This window comes from Klebsiella sp. C239, assembly GCF_048822715.1.
Classification (GTDB): domain Bacteria; phylum Pseudomonadota; class Gammaproteobacteria; order Enterobacterales; family Enterobacteriaceae; genus Klebsiella; species Klebsiella quasipneumoniae.
The window spans coordinates 501774-524846 of sequence record NZ_JBMEZK010000002.1 but is presented as its reverse complement, the minus strand read 5'-3'; the positions used below and the strand labels follow the sequence as shown (position 1 = coordinate 524846).

The following is a 23073-nucleotide window of genomic DNA, read 5'->3' as shown; positions in this document are numbered from 1 at the left end:
TGTCTTAAGGGAGTTTTATGATGCGTAAAACGCTGCTGGCGGTGGCGCTCTCCGTCACCGCTTTGTCTGCCCATGCAGACTACCAGTGTAGCGTCACGCCGCGTGACGATGTGATCCTCACCCCGCAGCAGGTCCAGGTGAAAGGGGAAAATGGCAATCTGGTGATCAAACCGGACGGTAACCTGACCTTTAACGGCAAGGCCTATGCCCTCAGCGCCGCCCAGCGCGAGCAGGCCCAGGATTATCAGGCCGGTCTGCGCAGCAGCCTGCCGTGGATTGACGAAGGCGCGCGTTCGCGAGTCGAAAAAGGCCGCAAGGCGCTGGATAAAATCATTACCGAACAGGTCGGCGCCGACAGCAGTATGCACGGTCGTCTGACTAAGCTGGACGCGCAGCTGAAAGAACAGATGAACCGCATTATTGAGCGCCGCAGCGATGGCCTGACCTTCCACTATAAAGCCATCGACCAGGTGCGCGCCGACGGCCAGCAGCTGGTGAATCAGGCGATGGGCGGCATTCTGCAGGACAGCATTAACGAGATGGGGGCGAAAGCGGTGCTCAAAGGCGGCGGCAACCCGCTGCAGGGCATTCTCGGCAGCCTCGGCGGTCTGCAAACCGCGATTCAGGACGAGTGGAAAAACCAGGAGGCCGATTTCCAGCAGTTTGGTAAAGACGTCTGCAGCCGAGTGGTCTCCCTTGAGGACAGCCGCAAAGCGCTGGTGGGCTCGTTAAAGTAAGTTACATCCCGCTACCTGCGTCCGCAGGTAGCAAAATCAGATTTCATTTATCCTGCCTGCGGTGGCGAACGCCTTATGATGCCTGCTGTATTCATAAAAGGAATTTGCTGATGAAAGAGGCATGGAAAACGCTCACCGTCCTGATGATCGCTTCCCCTTGTTACGTGCTGGCGGATGCCAACACGCCAACAGACGACGTGGTGAAAAAGCAGTTTGCTGAACAGACTGGCGGGATTATGCGCTTGCAAAGTGTGACGCTAAAGCAGCTCGACGCCCGGGGAAATCAGGCGACCTATATGCTGGAAGGCGATATGGCCGCCGCGGAAGATCTCTATATTTGCGTCGGCGTCGCGGGAGATTACTTTTTTTATGAGCGAGTCTGGACCAGGGGGCGGCCGGTAAAGTTCTCCGCCATGATGACCGCGGTAGGGACCAAAGACTCCGGCTGGCAGACCGAATTCTTTTCGCTGCAAATGGCGGCGAAGAGGGGCGGGAGAACCTTGAAGGAAATCGGAGGGGATGAAAGTAAAAACCTGATCGTTAATGACCACAAATTTATGGCGCAATTTGCCAAAATTAACGCCAGCTTTGCCGCCAGCAAAGCCACGATGAAGACGTTGCAAGGGCAACAGGATGCGCTGAAAACCGAGATCGCCGCGTTAGAGGAGCAGATTAACCGTTCATGGGGTACGGATGCGAACGGCAAGACGCTCGATCGCAGCGACGTGCAGCAGGCGATGCTGGAAAAAATGTATGAAGTAGATCGGCAAAACGATCCGCTGAAATTCGAGAATCATTACTACAAAACTATCTATGAACCCGCCCTGGCCGCCTGTCAGAAAAAAGCGGTTTGCGATGCTGCGCCGCTGCGCGCCGAGCGCGATGCCGTGCTGAATGAGCAGAAGCGTAACTATTATCGCCAGCATAAAGAGATGAGTGAAAATATCAAAGCGGAGATGGCCGCGCGCGATAAAAAGATAGCGCCGCTGCAGAAGCAAAAAGGCGAACTGAGCGCGCAACTGATGGCGCTGGAGATACGCTATCGGGATTTGGCTCGCGACGAAAAATACTGGCAGGAGGGGCTGGAGAAGATGCGCCGCGACGGGGTCCTTAAGTAGCCGAATCAGGTTCGGAATGGCCCGGCTGCGCCTGGCGGGTATAGGCTTGTCGGATGACACAATGTTCTGATATTGAAGATTTTTTCCTGACGGGCAGGGCGCTAAGCGCCGCCCGGGCAGAAGCGTTAGCACGGGGGCTAACGCTCGTTTTTCCTCAGGGAGGAGAGCCCCTTCTCCTGGGCAAAACCCTACATCAGCCCCAGCAGCTGTGGAATAAACAGCGAGATCGGCGGGATATAAACAATCATCATCAGCGCGATCAGCAGGGCGGCCTGGCTGGGATCTTTTTTAAAGTCATCGTATAGCGGCTGCACGGCGGCGCGGAACGGCGCTTTATCTACTTTGACTATTTCTCCGCCCAGGGCTTTGGCCTGCGCGCGGGTATCGGCATCGATCTTCCGCCACAGCTGTTGCTGATAAATCTCTGAGGCTTTCGCCGCTTTGATCAGAATGTGCTGCTGATCCGGCGTCAGCTTGTCCCAGGTTTTGCTGGAGATAACGAGGAAGTCAGGGATGGAGGCGTGCTCATCTTCAGAGAAAACTTTCGCGATTTCGATATGGCGCGTCTGCACCCAGGAGGGAACGTTATTTTCCGCGCCGTCCACCACCCCCTGCTGCATGGCGGTATAAACTTCACCAAAGGAGATGGGGGTCGGGGAACCGCCCATTAATTCGACCATTTTTAACGTTGTCGGACTGGCCTGGACGCGGATCTTCAGTCCTTTTAAATCTTCCGGTTTAGTAATGGGCTTTTTGGCATAAAAGCTTCGCGTCCCGGCGACATAAGCGGAAAGGGCAAAGAATCCTTTCTCTTTCGTCGAGTTCATTATTTCCTTGCCCACCTCGCCGAAGACGACTTTATTGAAGTGATTCTGGTCGTTAAACAGGAAGGGTAAATTATAGATGGCGTAAATATTATCGAAGGACTCCAGATCGCTGGCGGAACCTTTGGTCATATCCAGCGCGCCGTTTTGTAATAACTCCATGGTCTCGCGCGCGCTGCCCATCTGACTACTGGGGTAAATACGAATCTTCATCTTACCGTCAGAAAGCTGGTTTACCTCTCTGGACATCTCCTCCAGCGCCTGATGCACCACATGGCTGCGCTCAAGGTTATGAGCCAGTTTTAACGTGACTTTTTCAGCCGCGACGGCCCCTGCGGAGAGTAGGGCCAGTAAAGCTATACCTACCAGAGAACGAGAAAAAGGATATTTTTTCATGAGTTGGCTCCATGCACTTGGGATAATTGGTCAATATCTTTAGCATCATGCTTTATTTCTGTATGACATATTATCTTTGTTGTCGTACACCTTTAAGCTACCTGACTCACACTTTCTGGCAATGAGGTAAGGAAATAACCGATCTTATTGCTGGATTGATATTTGGCTTGTATTAATTAATGCAAATTAATTTAAGGGTGGAATATTTAATAAGAATGAGTCGGATATAATAGGGTATATATGGCGGAGGAATCGAGTTATTCCCATTCCCGCACTCTGCCTGGCGGGAATGGGATAACGATATTTATTCGCTAAGGAATAGTTCGAGAAGAGAATTTAAAAACAGCTTTCCATGCTCGGTGATCTGCCAGTTCTGCTCGTCTTCCTGCAGATAGCCCTGAGCTATCGCCGCGTCCAGCTGCGGACGGATCGCCGCTTCATCAAGACCGGTATAACGGCGGAATTCCGCGCGCGGCGCGGCCTCCAGCAGGCGAAAACGGTTCATAAAGAACTCAAACGGTTTATCCGCCTCTTCCACATCATGCTGACGTTCGAGGTAGCGGCCTTCCATATAGCCGCGCGGGTGGCGGGTTTTGGCAGTACGCAGAATGCGCCCGTCCGGGAAGGTTATCTTGCCGTGCGCGCCGCAGCCGATGCCAAGGTAGTCGCCAAAGCGCCAGTAATTGAGATTATGCTGACACTGATAGCCCGGTTTGGCGTAAGCGGAAGTCTCGTACTGCTGGTAGCCGGCGGCGCTCAGCAGCTGATGCCCCTGCTCGAAAATATCCCATAGCGCGTCGTCATCCGGCAGCACCGGCGGCCGGGAGCCGAACAAGGTGTTCGGCTCAATGGTCAGCTGGTACCACGAGAGATGCGGCGGGTTGAGAGCAATGGCCTGACGCAGATCGTCCAGCGCCTCCTCCAGAGACTGGTCCGGCAAACCGTGCATCAGGTCGAGATTGAAACTGCGCAGGCCCAGGCCGCTGGCGAGGCGTGCCGCGCGTTTGGCCTCTTCCGGGCCGTGGATCCGCCCCAGCCGCTGCAGCTTCGGTTCGCTAAAGCTTTGTACGCCGATGGAGATGCGATTCACCCCGGCGCGCTGGTAATCAACGAAGCGATCGGCCTCCACGGTGCCCGGGTTGGCTTCCATGGTGATTTCCGCCCCGGCGGCCAGCGGCAGGCAGGCGCGGACGCCATCGAGCAGGGTTTGCATGGCCGGGCCGGACAGCAGGCTCGGCGTACCGCCGCCGATAAAAATGGTGCCTATTTCCCGTCCCTGGGCATACTGCGCATCGGCCCGCAGATCGTTCAGCAGATGCTGGACGTAGTCATCGTGCGGCACTTCGCCTTTCAGCGCATGCGAATTAAAGTCGCAGTACGGGCACTTCTGCACGCACCAGGGAATATGGATATAGAGACTCAGCGGCGGCAAATTAGCCATTACGTAATGCTTCCAGTAACAGTTTCAGCGCCTGCCCGCGATGGGAAATGGCGCTCTTTTCTTCACGGCTCAGTTCGGCCGCGGTTTTTCCTTCTGACGGGACGAAGAAGATCGGGTCGTAGCCGAAACCGCCCTGACCCGCGGCTTTCCGGGCGATCACCCCAGGCCAGCTGCCGTGGCACACCAGCGGCGTGGGATCCTCGGCATGGCGCAGATAGACCAGTACGCAGTGGAATTGCGCCTGGCGCTGGTCGTCCGGCACGTCCTGCAGGGCGTCGAGCAGTTTCTCAAGGTTCTGCTGGTCGCTGGCGTCGACGCCGGCATAGCGGGCGGAGTAGATGCCCGGCGCGCCGCCCAGGGCATCGACGGCCAGACCGGAATCGTCGGCGATAGCCGGCAGGCCGGTGATCTGCGCCGCATGACGCGCCTTCAGAATCGCGTTTTCAATAAAGGTCAGGCCGGTCTCTTCCGCAGACTCGACGCCCAGCTCGGTCTGAGCGACGATATCGAGACCAAAATCTTCCAGCAGCGAGGCCAGTTCGCGCACTTTACCGGCGTTGCCGGTAGCGAGGACGACTTTTTGCATGATGAATCCTGTTTATTCAGTTAGCGCCGCGACCGCAGTCGGGATCTGTTGTGGGGCGATGATTTTAACTTGCTTATGGCGGCCCAGCTCGCCTTTTTCAATCAGTACCTGGCTTTTGGCGACGCGGAACTGTTTGGCGAGAAATTTAACCAGATGGGCATTGGCCTGGCCATCAACGGGCGGGGCGGTAATGGCGACTTTGAGCTCGTCGCCATGCACGCCCACGATGCTGTCGCGGCTGGCCTTCGGCTGAATATACAGCCTCAGCACCAGCCCGTCAGCGCAGCTTTCAACGGCACTCATAGCGCCATCCACAGCCCCGGCAGCAGTACGTTACCGGTGGCCTGCAGCACCTCGGCGATACCCATATTGATCACGTACAGCAGCAGCACCAGCACCATCGGCGAGAAATCGATACCGCCCATCGACGGCAGCAGGTTGCGGATAGGGCGCAGCAGCGGGTCCGCCAGCTGCATCAGCACATACTCCACCGGGCTGCGTCCCTGGCTGACCCAGCTCATGATCGCCATCAGCAGGAGCACCCAGAAGATCAGCGAGCCGATGGTTTTCAGCAGAATAAGCAGGGCGGAGATCCAGATGATCGGCTGGAAGGTGATCACCATAAACAGTACGATCGCTTTGATGACGCAGAGGATGAATGCCACCAGCAGCGAGGCGCTGTCAATCGGCCCCATTGCCGGGATGATCCGGCGCAGCGGCCCGACAATCGGCTGCGTGGCCTTTACCACAAACTGCGAAAACGGGTTGTAAAAGTCGCAGCGCGCCCACTGCATCCAGACGCGTAACAACACGACCATTGTATAAAGCTCAATGACCGTTGAAAGCAGGAAAGTCAACGTCTTCATGGCGTTCCTCAGATTCCTTATTATTTGCTGTAGTCGCGCGCACCAAAAATGGCCGTGCCGATGCGCACCATTGTGCTTCCCGCCGCGATAGCGGCTTCCATATCGTCCGACATTCCCAGAGACAACGTATCGACCGTGGGGTACCGCGTTTTTAACCGCGCAAATGCTACCGCCATTTGCTGGGCGACGGCAAACTGCCTTACATATTCTGACTCAGGCGCGGGGATCGCCATCAGGCCGCGCAGCTCCAGATGAGGTAACTCAGCGATCTCCGCCGCCAAGGCATCGAGCGCTTCCAGCGGGATGCCGGATTTACTCTGCTCATCGCTAATGTTGATTTGAATCAGTACCTTCAGCGGCGGTAAATGCGCCGGGCGCTGCTCGTTCAGGCGGGTGGCGATTTTCAACCGATCGACGGTGTGGCACCAGTCAAAATGTTCGGCCACCAGCCGGCTTTTGTTGGACTGCAGGGGGCCAATAAAGTGCCACTGCAGACCGCTGACGCCTGCCTGCTGGAAATGGTTGATCTTCTCCACGCCCTCCTGGACGTAGTTTTCACCAAATGCCCGCTGGCCTGCCGCGATGGCTTCTTCGATCGCGCTCGCAGGTTTCGTTTTACTTACTGCAAGCAATGTCACTTCTTCTGGCGCACGCCCGCAACGGGCGGCGGCACCAGAGATTTTGTCCCGGACCTGTGCCAGGTTATGCGCAATATCGTTCATATTCCGAGGATGAGTTATGAAGCTGGAAGAAATCGTAGCCCTTAGTGTAAAGCATAATGTCTGCTATTGTATGACTATCTACACTAAGAATGAGTCCACCAAAGATGAGCAAAATCATACCACACCTCTACTGTAGGGTCTCAACGAGTCATCAACTTCAAGGTTCTGGAATGGATGATCAAAGTCGTGTTGTGACTGAGTATGTGAAGTCAAAGCCAGAAGTCTTTGATGTATCTAAGATGACATTATTGAAGGATGAAGGACTTAGTGCATATAAGGGGGAACACTTACAAGGTGATGGTGCACTGAGGGGATTTGTTGATGATGTAGAGTCTGGTGTAATACCTAGTGGTTCTGCGTTAATTGTCTATTCTTTAGACCGTCTCTCTAGATTAAACCCTTGGGTTGGTTCTCATTTGATATCAACACTTATAAGTAAAGGAATAGAGATACATTCTGTTTCTGAGAATAGTGTATTGAAGTCTGATGATCCGATCGGTTCAATCATTAGTGGTATCTATTTGTTAAGAGCGAATAATGAATCTGTATTGAAATCAGAACGAGCTAAGGATGGATACAAGGCAAGGTTACAGAAGTCAATACTTAACAAGACTATACTAACTAAGCAAATGCCTCGATGGTTGTTTGATGACAATGGTAGTTATGGTGTTAAGAAAGATATGAAAGATGCGATAGATTATATCTTCGAATCTTACATTGATGGACTATCATCTGGGCATATAGCGAAAGAGTTAAACACGAAAGGATTAAAGAATAACAATACTAGTTGGACTGGTTCTTATGTAGCGAAGTTGATTAGGGATAGAAGATTGATAGGTGAGCATATACGTTTGAGTGCACAAATTAAGGGAGTGAAGCGAGAAATCATTGAAAAAATTCCTGAGTTTTATCCGGTGGTAGTAGATAAGGATCGATTCAACTTAGCTAATAACATGTTGGATAATGTCGCTAAAAACATAAGGGGAAGGACTAGATTAACTTATGGTGATACATCTGTATTAAAGAATTTATTCAGTGGAGTAATCAAATGCGGTTTATGTAATGGAATGACTACAGTAGTTAAAAACTCTAAGCCTGTTAAATTGCCTGATGGTTCCAGGAAGTATGTAGCTGGAACTACCTTTATACGATGCAGGACAAAGTATGAGTATAAGAGTTGTAAACAAGGTGACGTTAAGTATCAGACTATAGAGAAAGCTATACTAGAACATCTAATGGGTTTAGATATACCTGCGTTGTTGGCTAAACCAGTAGATAATAAACTGGACATATGGAAGAGTGAATTAAACCTTTGTATAAGCGACAGGAACGATTACAAGCGACTCATAGATGAACGTAAGGCATTGGGTAAGAGAGCTAGTGTAGAGTCACTAGAGGCTTTACAGGAGGTTACAGACCGTATAGAAGAGTTGACTTCATTAATTGAATCACACGTTGACGAGGACTTTGTTCCTGTTTTTGATGCGATAGACCTTGAACAGATAACTGACGTTACGAATGTAGAAGAGAGGGCTTTGATAAAGAAATCTATAAATAGTTTAGTAGAGAAGATAACTTATAAGACTGTATCTGGTTTTGTGATGTTGGAGTTTACTTATCTATATCGAAGCATAAAACACGTTGTAATTATAAATAAAACTGAAAGTAAAGTAGTAGTAAACTTTTCAGTTGAGAGTAGAGATGATGTAGTTGAATTCGTTTGCAACCAATTTATGATGAGATACTATAAATACAATAACGAGTTTGATGTGATGGGTAGTAGTTTGATTGATTACTCTCACATGGTAAACTTTGTAGATTACTTAGAAGATGATGTAAGTAGATTAGCAAAAGAGTTTCTTGTAAAAAACATGGATAGAATGGTTTTATTATGAGGCTGTTTTGAGATTAATTTATAAATACAATTGTAGAAAAGAATACTTCACGGAGGAAGTTAAAGATGGAATGGCGTATTGAAGCGATAGTGTTAGCGATAGGTTTTGTTGTAATGATTAATGGATGGATTATCCCTTATGTTCTTGGGGGGTTGTTGGTCATGTGGTTCGTTGCACCAATAATCTTATGGGTTATGAAAAATAATTCAAAAAAATGTGAGAAACTTGGGACAAACGAAAAAAATGTGATATAATATAGTCATGAACATGAAATTATCTTAGTAAACCCCACCTTTCAATTGGCAGTTTTCCCCAAGATTTAAATCATTTCATAGCTTCTTTCTAAAGAAGTTATAAATAGAATAACAATATATTTAAAAATTCCTTATGCAAAACAAACGTGTCACTCATCTTTCCCAAAGACGTTAGAGTGACACGTTTTATTACGAATCTTTTTTTTCGCAAAATGCTGGGATTTTAGACAACAAGTATAAATAGTTTTATAGGAGAATATAACTATGAACAAGGAAAGAAAGACTGAGAAGTATACAGTCGCACTAACACCATCACAGGTTGAATACTTGGAGGTATTAAAGAATGAGGGATCACATATCAGCATAACTAAAGTGATATATGAGCTTATTAATAAAGATATGATTCTCTCTAACAAAAGTAAATAAGACAACAATAGAAACAAAGTGAAGCAAGGATAGCTTTACTATAATACATAAGGAATATGTAAAATGAGTAACAATACTAACAAAGTAAGAAGAGTAAAAGCAACTAACCTACCATTCTGGGGGTGTGGTGCGGTTAATGATATGAAGGGTCAAATCAAATCTACTGACCATGTATATTCTACATGGAGTGCTAACGTCAAACGTTGCTTCTCTATGATATGGATTGTAGAGAATAGACCGTCTTACATTCTTGCTGATATGTCTGAAGATATGAAGGTGTTCAGTAACTACTATCAATTCCATCAACAAAACTATATAGATGGATATGTGTTGGACAAGGATATACTACTAGATGATAACAAATACTATAGTTTTCAAACGTGCGTCTTTGTTCCTGAGTATGTAAACATTGCTTTTGTTTCATCGTTTAAATCAAGTGGTTTACCTATTGGTGTTAAAGCTGGGAAGAATAATACATTCACTTCTACTATAACCATTGATGGTGTTACAACTACTCAAACAGGATTTAATACAGCAGATAAAGCACATGCTGATTGGCAACTTAAGAAGACTCAATATCTACTAGATATCGCTAATCGTTATGAGAATGAAACAAAGGCTAATGGTTCATTCAATCAAGGAATACTAGATAAGATTAATGAGAAGGCATCGGACATAGCCAATGATATTGTTAGCGGATGGCATACAATTGAAGCAAGTGTTGAGGGTGTTCGTAAGAAACTAGGGACTAATGAATACGAAGCTTACATTACTATGCAAGGTGCTGTTCATGTAATTGATACATACGATACACCAGAAGCAGCACACAAGGTTTGGCAACAAGGGATTATCTATCAACTACAAGATAAGTTAGCTTGGTGGAAATCAGTAGCCCCAACTGACACTATCGTTGAGGATTACATTAACAAAGTAATTAACAGACTTACTAATGATATGAATAACGATATTATTAGTATTGACTACTATAAAGTTTAACAAACAAAATAACATGAGGAATAAAAATATGAATAAAAATTTCGAAGACCAATTTGCTATGTGGTTTGGATATGTAGTATCGGGGGTATTATCATTATTTGGTAGTATCCTTCAGGGACTAATGTTCATGGCAATTCCTGTATTGATTATACAATTCTTCGTATACGGGTCAGGACTAACATTAGGAGCCTACTTTTCTACACTAGCTGTAGTTGGTGGTAGTATTGGAATCATCTTTTGGATAATCGCTGTGGTAATGATGATTAAAAACTCGTAATTTGAGAAAGAAATTACTAAATAAAACGAAGGGTAAGATATATCAAAAGGGAAAGAGAATATCTTATCTAGACAATTAAAACTAAACGAACAGATAAGGAAATCTGAATGAAAGAATATATTAAAGAATGGAATCTAAGCAGTAACGAATACATCACAGAAGAAATGGTAGCTGAGATGGAACTAGATTCAGGAATCAACTTGATTATAAGTGATGTAAACACAGGTAAAAGTTTCTATTTTGCTAAACAACCAAATACTTACTTCGTTGCACCACTAGTGAGTATTGTAAAGAGTATTGAAGGTGAAGATGTTTCTACATGGAATGCTAAAGTTAAGGCAGTAGTTGAAGCGGAAGACAGAAGTGTATTCAAGGATATTACACTAGTGGTTGATGAATGTCATGGATTACTAATCGATGATTATAAAGCACCATTGATTTGTAAATTGATTCAGTGTTTTAAATACTTCAAGAGTGTTGTGTTGTTATCAGGAACTGTAGATGCAAGTTATTTTTCATCATTTGAAATCGACAGAGTATATCGTGTAACTAAGAAACAACAGTCTAAGAAAACTATTAATACCTACATCACTAAGAATACTAAAGCAGCGATTGAAGAGATGATTGTAAATTGCGATGAAAAGGCAATTGCATTAATCAATGATATCAACCTATGTAATACTATCAAAGCGTCATATGAAAAGACGACTGGGAAGAAATGTTTAGTAGTTAACAGTGATGTTAAGAATGCTAAAGAAGTTGTAGATTTCTATGAAGCTAAAAGAATGGGTCAATACGATTTGATCATCGGAACTGATTCAATTCGTGAAGGACTTTCCATTGAGGATGATTTAGAGACTGCATCTGTATTCATACTTGATCACCGTGATCCAGATGAGATTGAACAGTTCGTCAACCGTTTCCGTAAAGTAAGAACAGAAAGAACAATCTCATATGTAATCAAGAATGTTGATTATCAGAAATGTAACTATGAAGATGTAACCTCAACTGATTTGATCAATGATGCATATCTAACTGCTGACTCATTAAATAATGCATACAATAAATTCTCAACGAATGTTCAACGTGAAAACTTACGTAAGCAATTCAGTGCTGAGATTAATGCAGCTAACGTATTCTTTAGTGTAAAAAATGATTGCTTTAAAATTAACAAGTATGGAATTGACTTTCAAAGAGCAAAGCTACGTTCATATCAATCAATGATGGATATCGTTACATTCAAATCAAGAATGCAAGATTATGATTATGAAGTTAATATTATTGCCTCTCATGAAACTTCAAAAGAAGCAGCAGCAAGATTAGCTAAAGAATTAAAAGCAATGAGTGAAACACGTAAAGCGGAACGCGTTACTTTATTATCTAAAGTTAAAGATTACTTTGTTAGCGGAGAAGTTGTAGTTAATCCAAGCTCATCAGAATACATGGCATTGATTGAATCCATTAAGTCTCTACGTAGAATTGGACTAAGTGATGAACAGATTCCAATGGTAGTAGATGGAGCAATAGCAGATACAGACTTTATCAGTAAAGTTTGGAAGGATTATCATCATGTTAATACAGGTGAAACTATCCGTGAAGTTATTGTGGATTACTTAACTACATATGAATTACAAGACAAACGGTACATTCACGAAGATCTATATGGTCGCGGTGACATCATGGCAATAGCTATGGTAGTAATTAACAAAGTATGTGAAGAAGCATTTGGTAATAATAAGAAACTAATGGCTCGTAATGAAGAGTGGAAACACTTGATGGAAGTTGATAAGAGAACTGGCTTTATAAAAATCAAAAAGAATAAACACGCTGAGATTTTGAACAAGTATATTAAAGTTGGTAAATCAATTCAACGTAAGAACGAAACTGGATTTAAGCATCGCTATTACAAAATCAATGAGATTACACTATCTGGTATTTTCATTGAACAGAATGATATTCAGGCATTGCGTAAGCAGTTAAACATTAATTTAAAATAAGAGGTTTTAAAAGGGGCTATGTCCTCTAGCCCCAACATTAAGGAAAAACGAGATATGGAAGTTTCAATACAGGAAGTAATAAATGCAATTCGTATAAATAGAATAGCAACATTGAAAGGACATCTTCAATCAACTGGTAATATTAATCAATCAATTTACTTTGAAGAATCTAAAAACATTAGATTTATATTGGATGTTGAGGATGGGGAATTAATAATATACTACATTCCCCAAACAATAATCATACCTTGTGAAAATGACATAAAAAATTTTGACATAAAAACATTAAAAATAGAGTCTATTTCAGAGGGTATTTTAAAAGAAACTATAAATAGTATTGTAAGTTTAAAAGAGTATCAAAAGGAATTGATAATCTTGGCAGCAAAACTTGCAATTAACCGAAAAGGTAAATTAATTTTAATTAAGTAAAGGAATACGAGAAATGCAGATTAACAGAAAGCAATTTGATAACACAGACTTCACCGAATACTATCAAGGAATGATGGAATTGTTTGGTGAAGACTTAGCAACTGAGGAATTAAAATTAGAATTAGAATCTCATAATATGGGTTCAGAACGCTACATGAAACGCTTGGAATCTAGTATTAAACGTGAAGAAGTTACTATGGATTCTTCAGTAAAACCAATTGTTCAAACTTTGATTCCTATTGTTTCTAAGAAGATTGAGAACTGGTTAGAAACACAAGAGAATAAGAGCGGTAGAAAGTCATCAGTTTATCCAGTGTTCAAACATTTAAATCCAGACGTTGTATCATTCATTGGTATTAAGATTGCTCTAACTAAACTCATTAAGAATGAAATGGTAACTGTTCAAAACATCGGAACATTAATTGGTCGAGCATTAGAAGAAGAAATAAGATTTAGTCGTTTACGTAAATCAGAAGAAGATTTCTTATCACGCGTTGCAGGTGGTGCAAAACGTCGATTAGGTAGTAACTACAAAAGACTATATCTAACCAGCACAGAGCAACACATCATAAGTGAAGGTAAAGTTGAAGCTTGGGATCGTTGGTCTAACTCACAAGCTGCATCAGTTGGTATCATGGTAATAGACTTTATCATTACTTCTACTGGATTACTTGAACGAGAAATCATTAAGAAGCAAGGTAAATCACACTCTGAGATTAAGATTTCTAAACCTTTTAAAGACAAGATTGTTAATCGTGCTTTTGCTTTAAGTTCAATCAGTCCTATGTATCAACCAATGGTAGTTCCTCCTAAACCGTGGACTGATATTCACAATGGTGGTTACTATACTAAGTCACGTGCTCCACTATCATTCATTCGTATTAATAATCGAGAAGCTCTAAAACGTTATGATGATGTAGATTTAACAAGAATCTTTGATGCAATTAACACAGCACAAGATACGGCGTGGAAGATTAACACTAAAGTATTGGATGTAGTTAAAGAGATGTATCAATGGGAATATCCACTAGCTGGAATTCCGGGATCTAATGAGATTGAGTTACCGGGTCGTTATGCTGGAATGGATGAAGACACGGATGAAGCAAGAAGACTACTTAAGAAATGGAAAAAAGAATGTATTCCAGTTTACAGAAAAGAAAAGGCGAGAGTATCGAAACGTTTAGCGACTGAGTTTATTGTTGGTCAAGCAGATAAATTTAGTGAATATAAAGCAATATACTTTCCACACAATCTTGATTTCCGTGGTCGCATTTATGCAGTTCCTCTATTCAATCCACAAGGTAACGACTTAACTAAATCACTACTAACATTTGCCAATGGTAAAGCAATTGGCGAGACAGGATTCTACTTTCTAAAGATTCACGGTGCTAACTGTGCAGGTGTTGATAAAGTAGATTTTGAATCTCGTGTTAAGTGGGTTCTTGATAACGAAGAGATGATTATAGCTTGTGCTACTGATCCACTAGTTAATCGTAAGTGGGCAGATATGGATTCTCCATTGATGTTCTTAGCATTCTGTTTTGAATATCATCAAGTTAAAGTTAACGGATTAGAATATGTTTCAACACTACCAATTTCATTCGATGGTAGCAACTCAGGAGCACAACATTTTTCTGCAATGCTTCGTGATGAAGTTGGAGCAGTAGCGGTAAACTTAACTCAAAGTGATAAACCACAAGACATATATCAAATAGTAGCAGACGCAGTAATTGTTAAGTTACAAGGTGATTTACTAAATGGAACGGGAAACAAAAGTGAAACCATTACTGATTCAGATGGTTCAATATATGAGAAGACAGTTTATGGAACAAAAGAATTAGCAAATCAGTGGTTAAAGTTTGGCGTAACACGTAAGGTAACAAAGCGTTGTGTAATGACTGTAGTATACAGTGCAACAAAATTTGGTTTTAGTGATCAGATCATGGAAGATACAGTAAGACCAGCAATCGATGATGGTAAAGGATACATGTTCATTGAACCACGTCAAAACTGTCAATATATGGCTTCGTTAATTTGGGATGTATGCCACGAAGTAATCTCTTCAGCAATGAATGCAATGGAGTGGTTAAAAACAGCAGCTAAACTACTTTCTAAAGAAGTTAAAGTTAATGGTGTTGTAGTTAAAGAAACTCTTCCAGTGTTTTGGGTTACTCCTGATAACTTCCCTGTTTGGCAATGTTATTATAAACAAAACAAAGTTAGTATCTCAACGTTCATTCACGGTGTTGAAGCAAGAGCTAAGATTAGTGAAGATGATACTTCAACTATCAATACAACAAAACAATCATCAGGTGTTGCACCTAATTTCGTACATAGTATGGACGCATCACATTTAAGAATGACTGTCAATCATGCTAAAGATGTATATGGTATTACATCATTTAGTCTAATTCATGATTCATTTGGAACAATAGCAGCAGATGCTGAGAATCTTTTCAAAAGTGTTCGTGAAGCATTCGTTGATATGTATAAGAACAACGATGTAATTCAAGAGTTTTACTATCAGTTTGAATCACAACTACATGAATCACAACTTGAAAGTATGCCATTCATACCAGCACGTGGAAACTTTGATATTAATGAAGTGTTAAACAGTTTATATTGCTTCGCTTAATTAAAAAAAACTATAAATACAACGTAATGAAAACAAAAGTGACTCTAAAGGTAGGAGTACATAAAACTTTAAGGAATCTAATAAAATGAAAACAATTACGCTAAAAACTAAAATGAAAGCATCAAATACCACTATGGAAATCGTAGTGGCTTTAGATAAAGAAATGGACTTATATGAAGTCAGTCGTAATCTTGTAACACCAAAAGAAACACGGTATCTAGATGATGACTGTATTGAAATGTGCGGTTTTGATAATATTGAATATCGTAACCTATTAGAAGAAATACTACCAAACGTAGAAGTATTGCTTCGGACTGATGGTGATATTGATGAATTCAATGAAGAATTAATTGAGACGCTAACAAATAACAAACTACCAAACGATTATATTAAGATGTTTAAGGAATAATAAGATGAATGATGAAGTAAAATATGGAACCTCACAATTTGAAGCTGATGATGGAAGTATTAAAGTATGGTTGCAACGTCGAGATGGAGTATATTTTGTACGTTGGAATAATGGTGATGAAGTAGAGGTGACTGATACATACATAGCTTCTATTACTAAAGTTGAGTTATTTTATATTAGTCAATTGACACTGTTGATTGATGATTTAGACACACAAGAATAAAAAAAACAATCCTCCAAAAGATTAAAAGCCCGGCTCATGTAGCTGGGCTTTTTTGTTTCCTATTAGAGAAACACAACATGGAGGTATCACAATGGATACTAAAACTTATATCATAACTACTACATCTACTGAATATCAAGTTGAAGCAGATAGTTTTGAAACAGCATACTTGAATGCTATTGACTCAATTCCAAATGGTGATGAGATCTCTGGTATTGAGCAACGTGATATTACTATTAATACTAAGAAATATATTGTCACCATCGAAGATGATTATGGTCGCAAGCAATATACAGTAAGGGCATTAGATTATAACGAAGCATATGAATGTGCAGTTAATAACTTAATGCCACGACAAGTATTGATTTCAGTAAAACTTAGTAAGATTCAGTAATGGCTAATAAGTATAGATCTGGTTTCGAACAGAAAGTAGCTTCTAAACTTAATCCATCTGATTTCACTTATGAGACTAGCCACTACAAGTATGTGGTGGTTAAAACCTATACACCTGATTTTGTCTTGAGTAATGGAATACTCGTTGAGACTAAAGGTAGGTGGACTAGTGAAGATAGAACTAAGCATAAGTTAGTAAGAGAAGCTAACCCTGATTTAGATATAAGATTTCTATTTCAGAAAGATAATAAATTAAGTCCAAAATCCAAAACGCATTACTCCGACTATTGTAAAAAGAAAGGTTGGAAGTTTTCTATTGGAAACGAAATACCAAAGGATTGGTTAAACGAATGAATATTTTTGAAATGTTAAAATATGATGAGGGTATTAAAAATACTTTATATAAAGACACGCTTGGATATTACACAATTGGCATAGGCCATTTAGTAACTAAAGAAGCAAATAAAACAAGGGCTATTGAAATTTTGGATAAAAAATTTTCAAGAGCAACTAATGGAACATTAACTGATAAAGAAGTAGAGATACTATTCAATGAAGATGTTCAAACTGCAATAAATCAAATTAAACAAAACAGAGTAGTAAACGATGTATATCAAAGTCTAGATAGTGTAAGGCAAATGGCATTAATCAACATGGTTTTTCAAATGGGGATTGGTGGCGTAGCAACATTCACTAATAGTCTTGCACTACTTAAAAACAAAGATTGGGAAAAGGCCACAATTAATTTATCAAAGAGTAAATGGTATTCTCAAACGCCTAATAGAAGTTATCGAGTCATTGAAGTATTCAGGACTGGAACACTTAAGGCATATATGAAATAACAATAAAAATAAAGGAAATTAAAAAAATGATTAAATTCAAAGAAAGGAGTGTCACAGAATATGTAGAAATTCAACTAACTAATACGACCGATGATGAAGATTTATCTATACGTGAATTACGAAGAATGGAACTTAAAAATGGTTCTTTAGAAATAAGAGCGAATTATGTTTTACATCGTTCTGGTGACTTAGTGGAAGTAAGAGGATTACATAGTGTATCCGGTCAAGGTGATAATAATATTATAATTCTTGTTGTAGGTAGTAATACGAACTCAAATCAAAATGAAGCAATAAAAACTATCTACGCAAGAATAGCAGAAGAGTTTCCAAATATAAAAATTGTATCCTATAAGGAATAACAATAAAAGGGAGTTATATGATTACTAATGACATTCAAAATGTTTTTGATGCTGAATCAACACCTTCTATCTCAAAAGAGTTAACCGAACATCTAGTAACTGTATTTTCATATGAATACTTAAAGATGAGTGGTGTAGTCGATAATATGAGAATGAATGGTTTTAATGAGGCGTTTATCAATGGTTATATTGAGGGTGTATATTCAGCACTTCAGGAAATTATAAAACTATCAAATCCCAATTGGGATTAAAAAAGGAGAAAAATAAAGTGTGCTTTTCCCCAAAAGTGAAAATGCCAAAGACTACAGTTACTACGACTCCAATTGATCCAGCTCCGATTTCTGATGAAGTTGCAGGTGTTCAATTTGGAGATTCATCTGATGATGATTCTAAATCAACTGATGACTTTGCTATTGAAAAAGACAAAACAACTGATGATTCCACTGATAAGGATGATTCACTATCAAATAAAGCTACTAGTTCAGCAGACATTACTGCTTCAACTATTGGCAAATCAATTAAACGAAAATCCGTATTTGGAGGAAAATAATAATGGGTTTATTCAAAAAAATTAAAAAGGCAGTAAAGAAAGCTGTTAAACAAGTTACTAAACCAGTAGAAGACGTTGCCAAAGGAGCCGTTGGTCTAGTTGCAGGTGGTAATGATGGTGTAACTGTTATTGAAAAAGAAACACCAGCGGCAACAGTTTCTGCACCAACACCAGCAGTAGCCATTGACGCACCGTCACAAGACGATATTGAAAGTGAAGATGATGCAACTACTGAATCTGCAAAAAGGAAAATTGCTGCAAGTGGTAAACGTTCACTAAGTATTGCTCGTTCAAGCGGAACTGGTATCAATATCTAATAATAGGAGAATTCATTATGTCTTCAAGGAAGAAGAAATTAAAACAACCTAAACCTCGTTTTGGTCTAGGTCGCAATGGAGCAGAAAATGCTTACAGTAGTTTAATTCAAGATCGCGATATGTATATTCAACGTGCTCTAGATTGTGCTCGTGTAACTGTTCCATCTTGGTTTCCTGATTGCAGTGATAATAGCTCTACTTACTATGTAACCCCATATCAAAGTATGGGGGCAATGTGTGTTAATAACTTAACTGCTAAATTAGTTAATGCATTGTTTCCGATGTCTCAACCTTGGTTTAAATTAAATCTTAATGAATTCGTTCTAAAACAAGTTGAAAGTGATAAGTCACAGATGGCTCTTGTTGATCAAGGCTTGAGTATGTGTGAACGTATTCTAATGCAATGGATGGCAGATAATAGTTATAGAGTTACATTAACCGAAGCTATCAGACAGCTAGTAATTAGTGGTAATGCCTTACTATACATTACTCCACCAGAAAGTATTGCTGGATATAACCCATGCAAATTATACAAGATTCACAACTACGTGGTTCAACGTGATGGTTATGGAAATATTCTTCAAATTGTTACTACTGAAAAGATTGCATTTGCAGCATTACCTGATGATTTAAAAGAATCATTGGATTATCCAGATGCTTATGAAGATACGTCTGAACTGGATGTATATACTCACGTATATCTTGATGATAAAACTGGTCAATATCTTTCATATGAAGAGATTGATGGTAAAGAGATTCCGGGAACTGCTAGTTCTTATCCAGTAGAGTCACTTCCATGGATTGCTATTCGTATGAATCGTCTTGATGGTGAAAGCTATGGACGTAGTTATACAGAAGAATACTTGGGTGATTTACGTGCTCTAGAGAATCTTAATAAGAGTATTCTAGATATTACAATGATTAGCTCTAAAGTAATTGGTATTGTTAACCCATCTGGTGTTACAAAACCTAACCGTTTAGTTAATGCTCGTAATGGTGATTTTGTTCCGGGTAATCCTAATGATATTCAATATCTGCAAGTTAATAAAAGTGGAGACTATCAACTAATTCAAAATCTACTAAGTCAAATTGAACAACGCCTAGCCTCTGCTTTTCTATTAAATAGTGCAGTTCAACGTCAAGCTGAACGCGTAACTGCTGAAGAAATACGTTATATGGCTGATCAATTGGAACAAGTAATGACTGGTGTGTATTCAGTTCTTAATCAAGAAATGCAATTACCAATTATCCGTGTATTACTAAATCAACTTCAGGCAACTCAAAAGATCCCAAATCTACCCAAAGAGGCACTATCACCAAATATTTCAACTGGTGTTGAGGCTCTTGGGCGTGGTCAAGATCTAGATAAATTAAATCAGTTTGTTACTGCTATGAGTGCAGTTAGTCAACTAAGTCAAGATCCTGATGTGAATATGTCAACGCTTAAATTACGTATATGTAACTCACTAGGTATTGATACGGATGGTTTACTACTAACCGATGCAGAGAAACAACAACAACAAATGCAAGAAATGAGACAGCAAGGTATGCAAAATGCAGCAGCGGCTGCTGGTCAAGGTGTGGGTGCATTAGCTACTCAATCACCAGAAGCATTAAGTCAGACAATGCAAAATATGAATATTGATCCTAATAATCTAGGGTCTCAATAAGAAAACAAAAGGGGTATTAATTTACCCCGAACATAAAGGAAAATAAAAAAATGAGTCAATCAAATAGTGATGTATATGCAGAATTTGGTGCAACTAGTGAATCGATTATTAGTGATGGTTCTCTTTCAGAACATGACCTAGCAATGCTTGAGATGGATGTTTCTGTACGAGATGGCGATGATAGTATTGAACTTGGTGAAGATATCGACTTTGATGAAATTGAAGAAGAAGAAGAAACTGAAGAAGAAGTGGAAGAAATTAATGAAGTTGAAACACCTAAAACTTCTAATGAAATTTCTGAGTTAGTTGATAGTAACTCTCGTGAAATTCAAGAAGGCCGTGATGGTCTTGAGAGTATGATTGAATCCGCAGTTGCTAATGGTATGCCACAAGAAGCAGTAAATTCAATCATTGGTGAATATCTTGAAGATTCACAACTATCTGAAAAGTCACTAGCAACACTAGAACAATATGGTTTTAATCGTAAGTTTGTTGCTAATTATATTGCTGGTCAACAAGCAATGGTAGACCGTATGGCTAACAGTCTTGTTGAATATGTAGGTGGTGTAGATAAATGGAACACCATTATTTCACATCTTGAGACCAATGATAGTGACACACTAGATGCTCTTCAAGATGCGTTGGATAACAATAATATTAAAGTCGTTAAATCAATTCTATCTCTAACTAATAAAACAATTACTACTTCTAAATCTCAAAAGTTTGGTAATAAAGCACAACGTTCAGTTACTAAATCTGCTCGTCCTCAAATTCAAACTAGAGTAGATACAGTCAAAGGTTATGCTACTTCACAAGAAATGGTAGAAGCAATGAGTGATAAACGTTATTCACGTGATCCAAAGTATCGTGCAGAAGTAGAACAACGTGTAATGCGTAGTAATTTCTAAAATGTATCATACAGGGGAATTACCTTTTCCCCTTTACAACTAGGTAATTCCAAAAGAATTATAAAAGCCGAAATGGATTTCGGTAATTAAAAATCAATTAAAAAAATAAAATTATGAAATGGAGGTCATTAAATGGCTAATATTAACGGTGGTTCTTTCCAAGGTCTAGATCAAGGTAAAGGCTCAACTTCAACTGACAAACTAGGTATGTTCCTAAAGGTCTTCTCTGGTGAAGTCCTAACTGCTTTCCAACGTCGTTCTGTGACTATGGACAAAATTGTTGTTCGTACAATCACCAGCGGTAAATCTGCAACTTTCCCTGTATTGGGTCGTGCTACTGCTCACTATCTACTCCCTTCTGAGAGTCTAGATGATAAACGTGAAGCGATGAAAGCAACTGAAAAAGTAATTAATATCGATGGTCTACTAACTGCTGATGCTCTAATCTTTGATATAGAATCTGCAATGAACCATTATGATGTTCGTGCTGAATATGCTAACCAACTCGGTGAATCTCTAGCAATTGCTAATGACGCCTCTGTTCTAGCTGAAATTGCAAAACTAGCTAATAGTGATGAAAACATTGCTGGTCTAGGTGCACCAACTGTTCTAGAAGTAGGGACCGCAGCAGATCTAGCTGAACCTAAAACTCTAGGTGAGAAAGTAATTGAGTTTCTAATGAAAGCTCGTGGTTCTCTAACCCAGAATTATGTTCTAACTGGTGATCGTTATGCTTATGTTCTACCAGAAACCTACTCAGCTATCCTAGCTGCTCTTGGTCCAAATGCTGCTAACTACAGTGCTCTAGGTAATCTAGAGAAAGGTATTCTAACTAATGTTGCCGGTTTCACTATTGTTGAAGTTCCACACTTCACCACTGGTGGTGCTGATGGTAAACATGCTTTCCCAACTACTGGTAAAGTAACTGCTTCTAACGTTGTTGCTCTTATTGCACACCGTTCTGCTGTTGGCGAAGTTAAAATAAAAGACATGAGCCTAGAACGTGCTCGTCGTCCAGAATATCAAGCAGATCAAATCATCGCTAAAATGGCGGTTGGTGTTGGTGGTCTTCGTCCAGAAGCTACTGCTGCTCTAGTGTTCACTGCCGGCGAATAATAGGTTTAAATAATCTAAAAAAATATACCCATATCCACTTTTGTGGGTATGGGGTTTTTTTCAAAATAATAGGAGGCCAAGGAATGGCTACAGAATATATAACTAATATCTACAGTTCAAGAGCATTAGATTGTGTAAATGATATTATTGGTTCTATCGGTGAACCTTCAGTTACATCACTCGATACATCTAATGTAGATGTAGTAAACGCATTAAGAATTTTAGATAGAGAAAATAGAGTTGTTCAATCAGAAGGATGGACATTCAATACTCTATTAAACAAGAAACTTCTACCTGATGTTTTCAGTAATCAAATTATGTGGCTACCAAGTTACATTTCGTTGATTGAACCAAGTAATAGAACACGTTATATAAATCGTGCTGGATTTGTTTATGACAGAGTTAATGAAACTAATTATTTCTCATCACCAATAATTGTTAATTTGATTGAGTATCAAGATCTTGATGAAATGCCTGATTGTTTCATACAACTAATTGTTGCCCGTTCAATCAGACGTTTCAATAGTGAATACTTTGGTGCAGCAGAAATTGATGGTAAATGGGAAATTTCAGAAGCACAAGCAAAACAACGTTGTATGGAATATGAACTTGATTATGGGAAATACAATATGTTCTCAGATGATGCATTTGTAATGTTTCAAAAATATAGATAACAGGAGACAAAGG

At 40.6% G+C, this 23073-nt stretch carries 28 protein-coding genes; 22 read left to right on the top strand and 6 right to left on the bottom strand.

Annotated elements, in window-relative coordinates; genetic code table 11:
* Positions 1–17: 17 nt before the first annotated feature.
* Together ACOI6Z_RS07715 and ACOI6Z_RS07710 are read left to right on the top strand one after the other, a co-directional pair.
* Positions 18–737, top strand: a complete 720-nt coding sequence (locus ACOI6Z_RS07715; protein ID WP_032428990.1) for a DUF2884 domain-containing protein — start codon at positions 18–20, stop codon at positions 735–737.
* A gap of 110 nt (positions 738–847) precedes the next feature.
* Positions 848–1855, top strand: coding sequence for a DUF1202 family protein (locus tag ACOI6Z_RS07710; RefSeq protein ID WP_060590322.1), 1008 nt, complete (start codon positions 848–850; stop codon positions 1853–1855).
* 188 nt (positions 1856–2043) lie between these two features.
* Here ACOI6Z_RS07710 and ACOI6Z_RS07705 read toward each other — a convergent pair whose 3' ends face one another.
* The 6 genes from ACOI6Z_RS07705 to ACOI6Z_RS07680 form a co-directional block, all read right to left on the bottom strand.
* A complete protein-coding gene (locus tag ACOI6Z_RS07705) occupies positions 2044–3075 on the bottom strand; it encodes a TRAP transporter substrate-binding protein (RefSeq protein ID WP_420687163.1) in 1032 nt (343 codons plus the stop codon).
* Positions 3076–3379: 304 nt separating this feature from the next.
* Complete coding sequence (gene hemW, locus ACOI6Z_RS07700; protein WP_023319135.1) at positions 3380–4516, bottom strand: radical SAM family heme chaperone HemW; 1137 nt, start codon at positions 4514–4516, stop codon at positions 3380–3382.
* The gene (locus ACOI6Z_RS07695; protein ID WP_023290995.1) at positions 4509–5102 is read right to left on the bottom strand and encodes an XTP/dITP diphosphatase; all 594 of its coding nucleotides are present in this window, start codon (positions 5100–5102) and stop codon (positions 4509–4511) included. Before ACOI6Z_RS07695 ends, hemW begins: the two co-directional genes overlap by 8 nt.
* Before the next feature lie 12 nt (positions 5103–5114).
* Positions 5115–5405 (bottom strand): DUF167 family protein YggU, encoded by a 291-nt coding sequence (yggU, locus tag ACOI6Z_RS07690; RefSeq protein WP_004205183.1) that lies wholly within the window; start codon positions 5403–5405, stop codon positions 5115–5117.
* The gene (locus ACOI6Z_RS07685; protein WP_002916613.1) at positions 5402–5968 is read right to left on the bottom strand and encodes a YggT family protein; all 567 of its coding nucleotides are present in this window, start codon (positions 5966–5968) and stop codon (positions 5402–5404) included. The genes yggU and ACOI6Z_RS07685 overlap by 4 nt, the downstream gene beginning before the upstream one ends.
* Before the next feature lie 20 nt (positions 5969–5988).
* On the bottom strand, positions 5989–6690 hold the full coding sequence (locus ACOI6Z_RS07680; protein WP_004205181.1) for a YggS family pyridoxal phosphate-dependent enzyme: 702 nt from the start codon (positions 6688–6690) through the stop codon (positions 5989–5991).
* Between the two features lie 89 nt (positions 6691–6779).
* Between ACOI6Z_RS07680 and ACOI6Z_RS07675 the strand changes: the two genes are divergently transcribed.
* The 20 genes from ACOI6Z_RS07675 to ACOI6Z_RS07580 all read left to right on the top strand — a co-directional run bounded on the left by ACOI6Z_RS07675 (position 6780) and on the right by ACOI6Z_RS07580 (position 23060).
* Entirely contained in the window at positions 6780–8585 is a 1806-nt protein-coding gene (locus ACOI6Z_RS07675; RefSeq protein ID WP_420687161.1) for a recombinase family protein, read from the top strand.
* 65 nt (positions 8586–8650) lie between these two features.
* Positions 8651–8839 carry a hypothetical protein gene (locus ACOI6Z_RS07670; RefSeq protein WP_065762096.1) on the top strand — a complete coding sequence of 63 codons (189 nt, stop codon included), beginning with the start codon at positions 8651–8653 and terminating at the stop codon, positions 8837–8839.
* A gap of 489 nt (positions 8840–9328) precedes the next feature.
* Positions 9329–10261 carry a hypothetical protein gene (locus ACOI6Z_RS07665; protein WP_100663140.1) on the top strand — a complete coding sequence of 311 codons (933 nt, stop codon included), beginning with the start codon at positions 9329–9331 and terminating at the stop codon, positions 10259–10261.
* Between the two features lie 28 nt (positions 10262–10289).
* Complete coding sequence (locus tag ACOI6Z_RS07660) at positions 10290–10538, top strand: hypothetical protein (protein ID WP_065762098.1); 249 nt, start codon at positions 10290–10292, stop codon at positions 10536–10538.
* 107 nt (positions 10539–10645) lie between these two features.
* Positions 10646–12535, top strand: coding sequence for a hypothetical protein (locus ACOI6Z_RS07655; protein ID WP_065762099.1), 1890 nt, complete (start codon positions 10646–10648; stop codon positions 12533–12535).
* Positions 12536–12589: 54 nt separating this feature from the next.
* Positions 12590–12964 (top strand): hypothetical protein, encoded by a 375-nt coding sequence (locus ACOI6Z_RS07650; RefSeq protein WP_065762100.1) that lies wholly within the window; start codon positions 12590–12592, stop codon positions 12962–12964.
* Between the two features lie 13 nt (positions 12965–12977).
* Positions 12978–15599, top strand: coding sequence for a DNA-directed RNA polymerase (locus tag ACOI6Z_RS07645; protein WP_074424935.1), 2622 nt, complete (start codon positions 12978–12980; stop codon positions 15597–15599).
* 85 nt (positions 15600–15684) lie between these two features.
* On the top strand, positions 15685–16008 hold the full coding sequence (locus tag ACOI6Z_RS07640; RefSeq protein WP_065762101.1) for a hypothetical protein: 324 nt from the start codon (positions 15685–15687) through the stop codon (positions 16006–16008).
* A 4-nt stretch (positions 16009–16012) separates the two neighbouring features.
* A complete protein-coding gene (locus ACOI6Z_RS07635; RefSeq protein ID WP_139102935.1) occupies positions 16013–16231 on the top strand; it encodes a hypothetical protein in 219 nt (72 codons plus the stop codon).
* A gap of 91 nt (positions 16232–16322) precedes the next feature.
* Positions 16323–16625, top strand: a complete 303-nt coding sequence (locus tag ACOI6Z_RS07630) for a hypothetical protein (protein ID WP_065762102.1) — start codon at positions 16323–16325, stop codon at positions 16623–16625.
* A complete protein-coding gene (locus tag ACOI6Z_RS07625; protein ID WP_074424936.1) occupies positions 16625–16978 on the top strand; it encodes a hypothetical protein in 354 nt (117 codons plus the stop codon). Before ACOI6Z_RS07630 ends, ACOI6Z_RS07625 begins: the two co-directional genes overlap by 1 nt.
* Positions 16975–17466, top strand: coding sequence for a glycoside hydrolase family protein (locus ACOI6Z_RS07620; protein ID WP_338260792.1), 492 nt, complete (start codon positions 16975–16977; stop codon positions 17464–17466). The genes ACOI6Z_RS07625 and ACOI6Z_RS07620 overlap by 4 nt, the downstream gene beginning before the upstream one ends.
* A 26-nt stretch (positions 17467–17492) precedes the next feature.
* Positions 17493–17825 (top strand): hypothetical protein, encoded by a 333-nt coding sequence (locus tag ACOI6Z_RS07615; protein ID WP_139102936.1) that lies wholly within the window; start codon positions 17493–17495, stop codon positions 17823–17825.
* A 17-nt stretch (positions 17826–17842) separates the two neighbouring features.
* A complete protein-coding gene (locus tag ACOI6Z_RS07610; RefSeq protein WP_065762104.1) occupies positions 17843–18076 on the top strand; it encodes a phage protein in 234 nt (77 codons plus the stop codon).
* 17 nt (positions 18077–18093) lie between these two features.
* A complete protein-coding gene (locus ACOI6Z_RS07605) occupies positions 18094–18375 on the top strand; it encodes a putative phage head protein (RefSeq protein WP_074424946.1) in 282 nt (93 codons plus the stop codon).
* Between the two features lie 2 nt (positions 18376–18377).
* Positions 18378–18692: a phage tail protein gene (locus ACOI6Z_RS07600; protein WP_074424937.1), complete on the top strand. Its 315-nt coding sequence runs from the start codon at positions 18378–18380 to the stop codon at positions 18690–18692.
* A gap of 17 nt (positions 18693–18709) precedes the next feature.
* Entirely contained in the window at positions 18710–20362 is a 1653-nt protein-coding gene (locus ACOI6Z_RS07595) for a portal protein (RefSeq protein WP_074424938.1), read from the top strand.
* Positions 20363–20412: 50 nt separating this feature from the next.
* Complete coding sequence (locus ACOI6Z_RS07590) at positions 20413–21270, top strand: capsid assembly protein (RefSeq protein ID WP_074424939.1); 858 nt, start codon at positions 20413–20415, stop codon at positions 21268–21270.
* Between the two features lie 132 nt (positions 21271–21402).
* The gene (locus ACOI6Z_RS07585) at positions 21403–22386 is read left to right on the top strand and encodes a hypothetical protein (RefSeq protein ID WP_420687158.1); all 984 of its coding nucleotides are present in this window, start codon (positions 21403–21405) and stop codon (positions 22384–22386) included.
* 83 nt (positions 22387–22469) lie between these two features.
* Entirely contained in the window at positions 22470–23060 is a 591-nt protein-coding gene (locus tag ACOI6Z_RS07580; RefSeq protein ID WP_074424940.1) for a hypothetical protein, read from the top strand.
* The last annotated feature ends 13 nt before the right edge of the window (positions 23061–23073 follow it).

Bases quoted from the DNA above. Each gene is read 5' to 3' on its own strand.
- ACOI6Z_RS07715 (WP_032428990.1), top strand. From the start codon at position 18: ATGATGCGTAAAACGCTGCTGGCGGTGGCGCTCTCCGTCACCGCTTTG.
- ACOI6Z_RS07710 (WP_060590322.1), top strand. From the start codon at position 848: ATGAAAGAGGCATGGAAAACGCTCACCGTCCTGATGATCGCTTCCCCT.
- ACOI6Z_RS07705 (WP_420687163.1), bottom strand. From the start codon at position 3,075: ATGAAAAAATATCCTTTTTCTCGTTCTCTGGTAGGTATAGCTTTACTG.
- hemW (WP_023319135.1), bottom strand. From the start codon at position 4,516: ATGGCTAATTTGCCGCCGCTGAGTCTCTATATCCATATTCCCTGGTGC.
- ACOI6Z_RS07695 (WP_023290995.1), bottom strand. From the start codon at position 5,102: ATGCAAAAAGTCGTCCTCGCTACCGGCAACGCCGGTAAAGTGCGCGAA.
- yggU (WP_004205183.1), bottom strand. From the start codon at position 5,405: ATGAGTGCCGTTGAAAGCTGCGCTGACGGGCTGGTGCTGAGGCTGTAT.
- ACOI6Z_RS07685 (WP_002916613.1), bottom strand. From the start codon at position 5,968: ATGAAGACGTTGACTTTCCTGCTTTCAACGGTCATTGAGCTTTATACA.
- ACOI6Z_RS07680 (WP_004205181.1), bottom strand. From the start codon at position 6,690: ATGAACGATATTGCGCATAACCTGGCACAGGTCCGGGACAAAATCTCT.
- ACOI6Z_RS07675 (WP_420687161.1), top strand. From the start codon at position 6,780: ATGAGTCCACCAAAGATGAGCAAAATCATACCACACCTCTACTGTAGG.
- ACOI6Z_RS07670 (WP_065762096.1), top strand. From the start codon at position 8,651: ATGGAATGGCGTATTGAAGCGATAGTGTTAGCGATAGGTTTTGTTGTA.
- ACOI6Z_RS07665 (WP_100663140.1), top strand. From the start codon at position 9,329: ATGAGTAACAATACTAACAAAGTAAGAAGAGTAAAAGCAACTAACCTA.
- ACOI6Z_RS07660 (WP_065762098.1), top strand. From the start codon at position 10,290: ATGAATAAAAATTTCGAAGACCAATTTGCTATGTGGTTTGGATATGTA.
- ACOI6Z_RS07655 (WP_065762099.1), top strand. From the start codon at position 10,646: ATGAAAGAATATATTAAAGAATGGAATCTAAGCAGTAACGAATACATC.
- ACOI6Z_RS07650 (WP_065762100.1), top strand. From the start codon at position 12,590: ATGGAAGTTTCAATACAGGAAGTAATAAATGCAATTCGTATAAATAGA.
- ACOI6Z_RS07645 (WP_074424935.1), top strand. From the start codon at position 12,978: ATGCAGATTAACAGAAAGCAATTTGATAACACAGACTTCACCGAATAC.
- ACOI6Z_RS07640 (WP_065762101.1), top strand. From the start codon at position 15,685: ATGAAAACAATTACGCTAAAAACTAAAATGAAAGCATCAAATACCACT.
- ACOI6Z_RS07635 (WP_139102935.1), top strand. From the start codon at position 16,013: ATGAATGATGAAGTAAAATATGGAACCTCACAATTTGAAGCTGATGAT.
- ACOI6Z_RS07630 (WP_065762102.1), top strand. From the start codon at position 16,323: ATGGATACTAAAACTTATATCATAACTACTACATCTACTGAATATCAA.
- ACOI6Z_RS07625 (WP_074424936.1), top strand. From the start codon at position 16,625: ATGGCTAATAAGTATAGATCTGGTTTCGAACAGAAAGTAGCTTCTAAA.
- ACOI6Z_RS07620 (WP_338260792.1), top strand. From the start codon at position 16,975: ATGAATATTTTTGAAATGTTAAAATATGATGAGGGTATTAAAAATACT.
- ACOI6Z_RS07615 (WP_139102936.1), top strand. From the start codon at position 17,493: ATGATTAAATTCAAAGAAAGGAGTGTCACAGAATATGTAGAAATTCAA.
- ACOI6Z_RS07610 (WP_065762104.1), top strand. From the start codon at position 17,843: ATGATTACTAATGACATTCAAAATGTTTTTGATGCTGAATCAACACCT.
- ACOI6Z_RS07600 (WP_074424937.1), top strand. From the start codon at position 18,378: ATGGGTTTATTCAAAAAAATTAAAAAGGCAGTAAAGAAAGCTGTTAAA.
- ACOI6Z_RS07595 (WP_074424938.1), top strand. From the start codon at position 18,710: ATGTCTTCAAGGAAGAAGAAATTAAAACAACCTAAACCTCGTTTTGGT.
- ACOI6Z_RS07590 (WP_074424939.1), top strand. From the start codon at position 20,413: ATGAGTCAATCAAATAGTGATGTATATGCAGAATTTGGTGCAACTAGT.
- ACOI6Z_RS07585 (WP_420687158.1), top strand. From the start codon at position 21,403: ATGGCTAATATTAACGGTGGTTCTTTCCAAGGTCTAGATCAAGGTAAA.
- ACOI6Z_RS07580 (WP_074424940.1), top strand. From the start codon at position 22,470: ATGGCTACAGAATATATAACTAATATCTACAGTTCAAGAGCATTAGAT.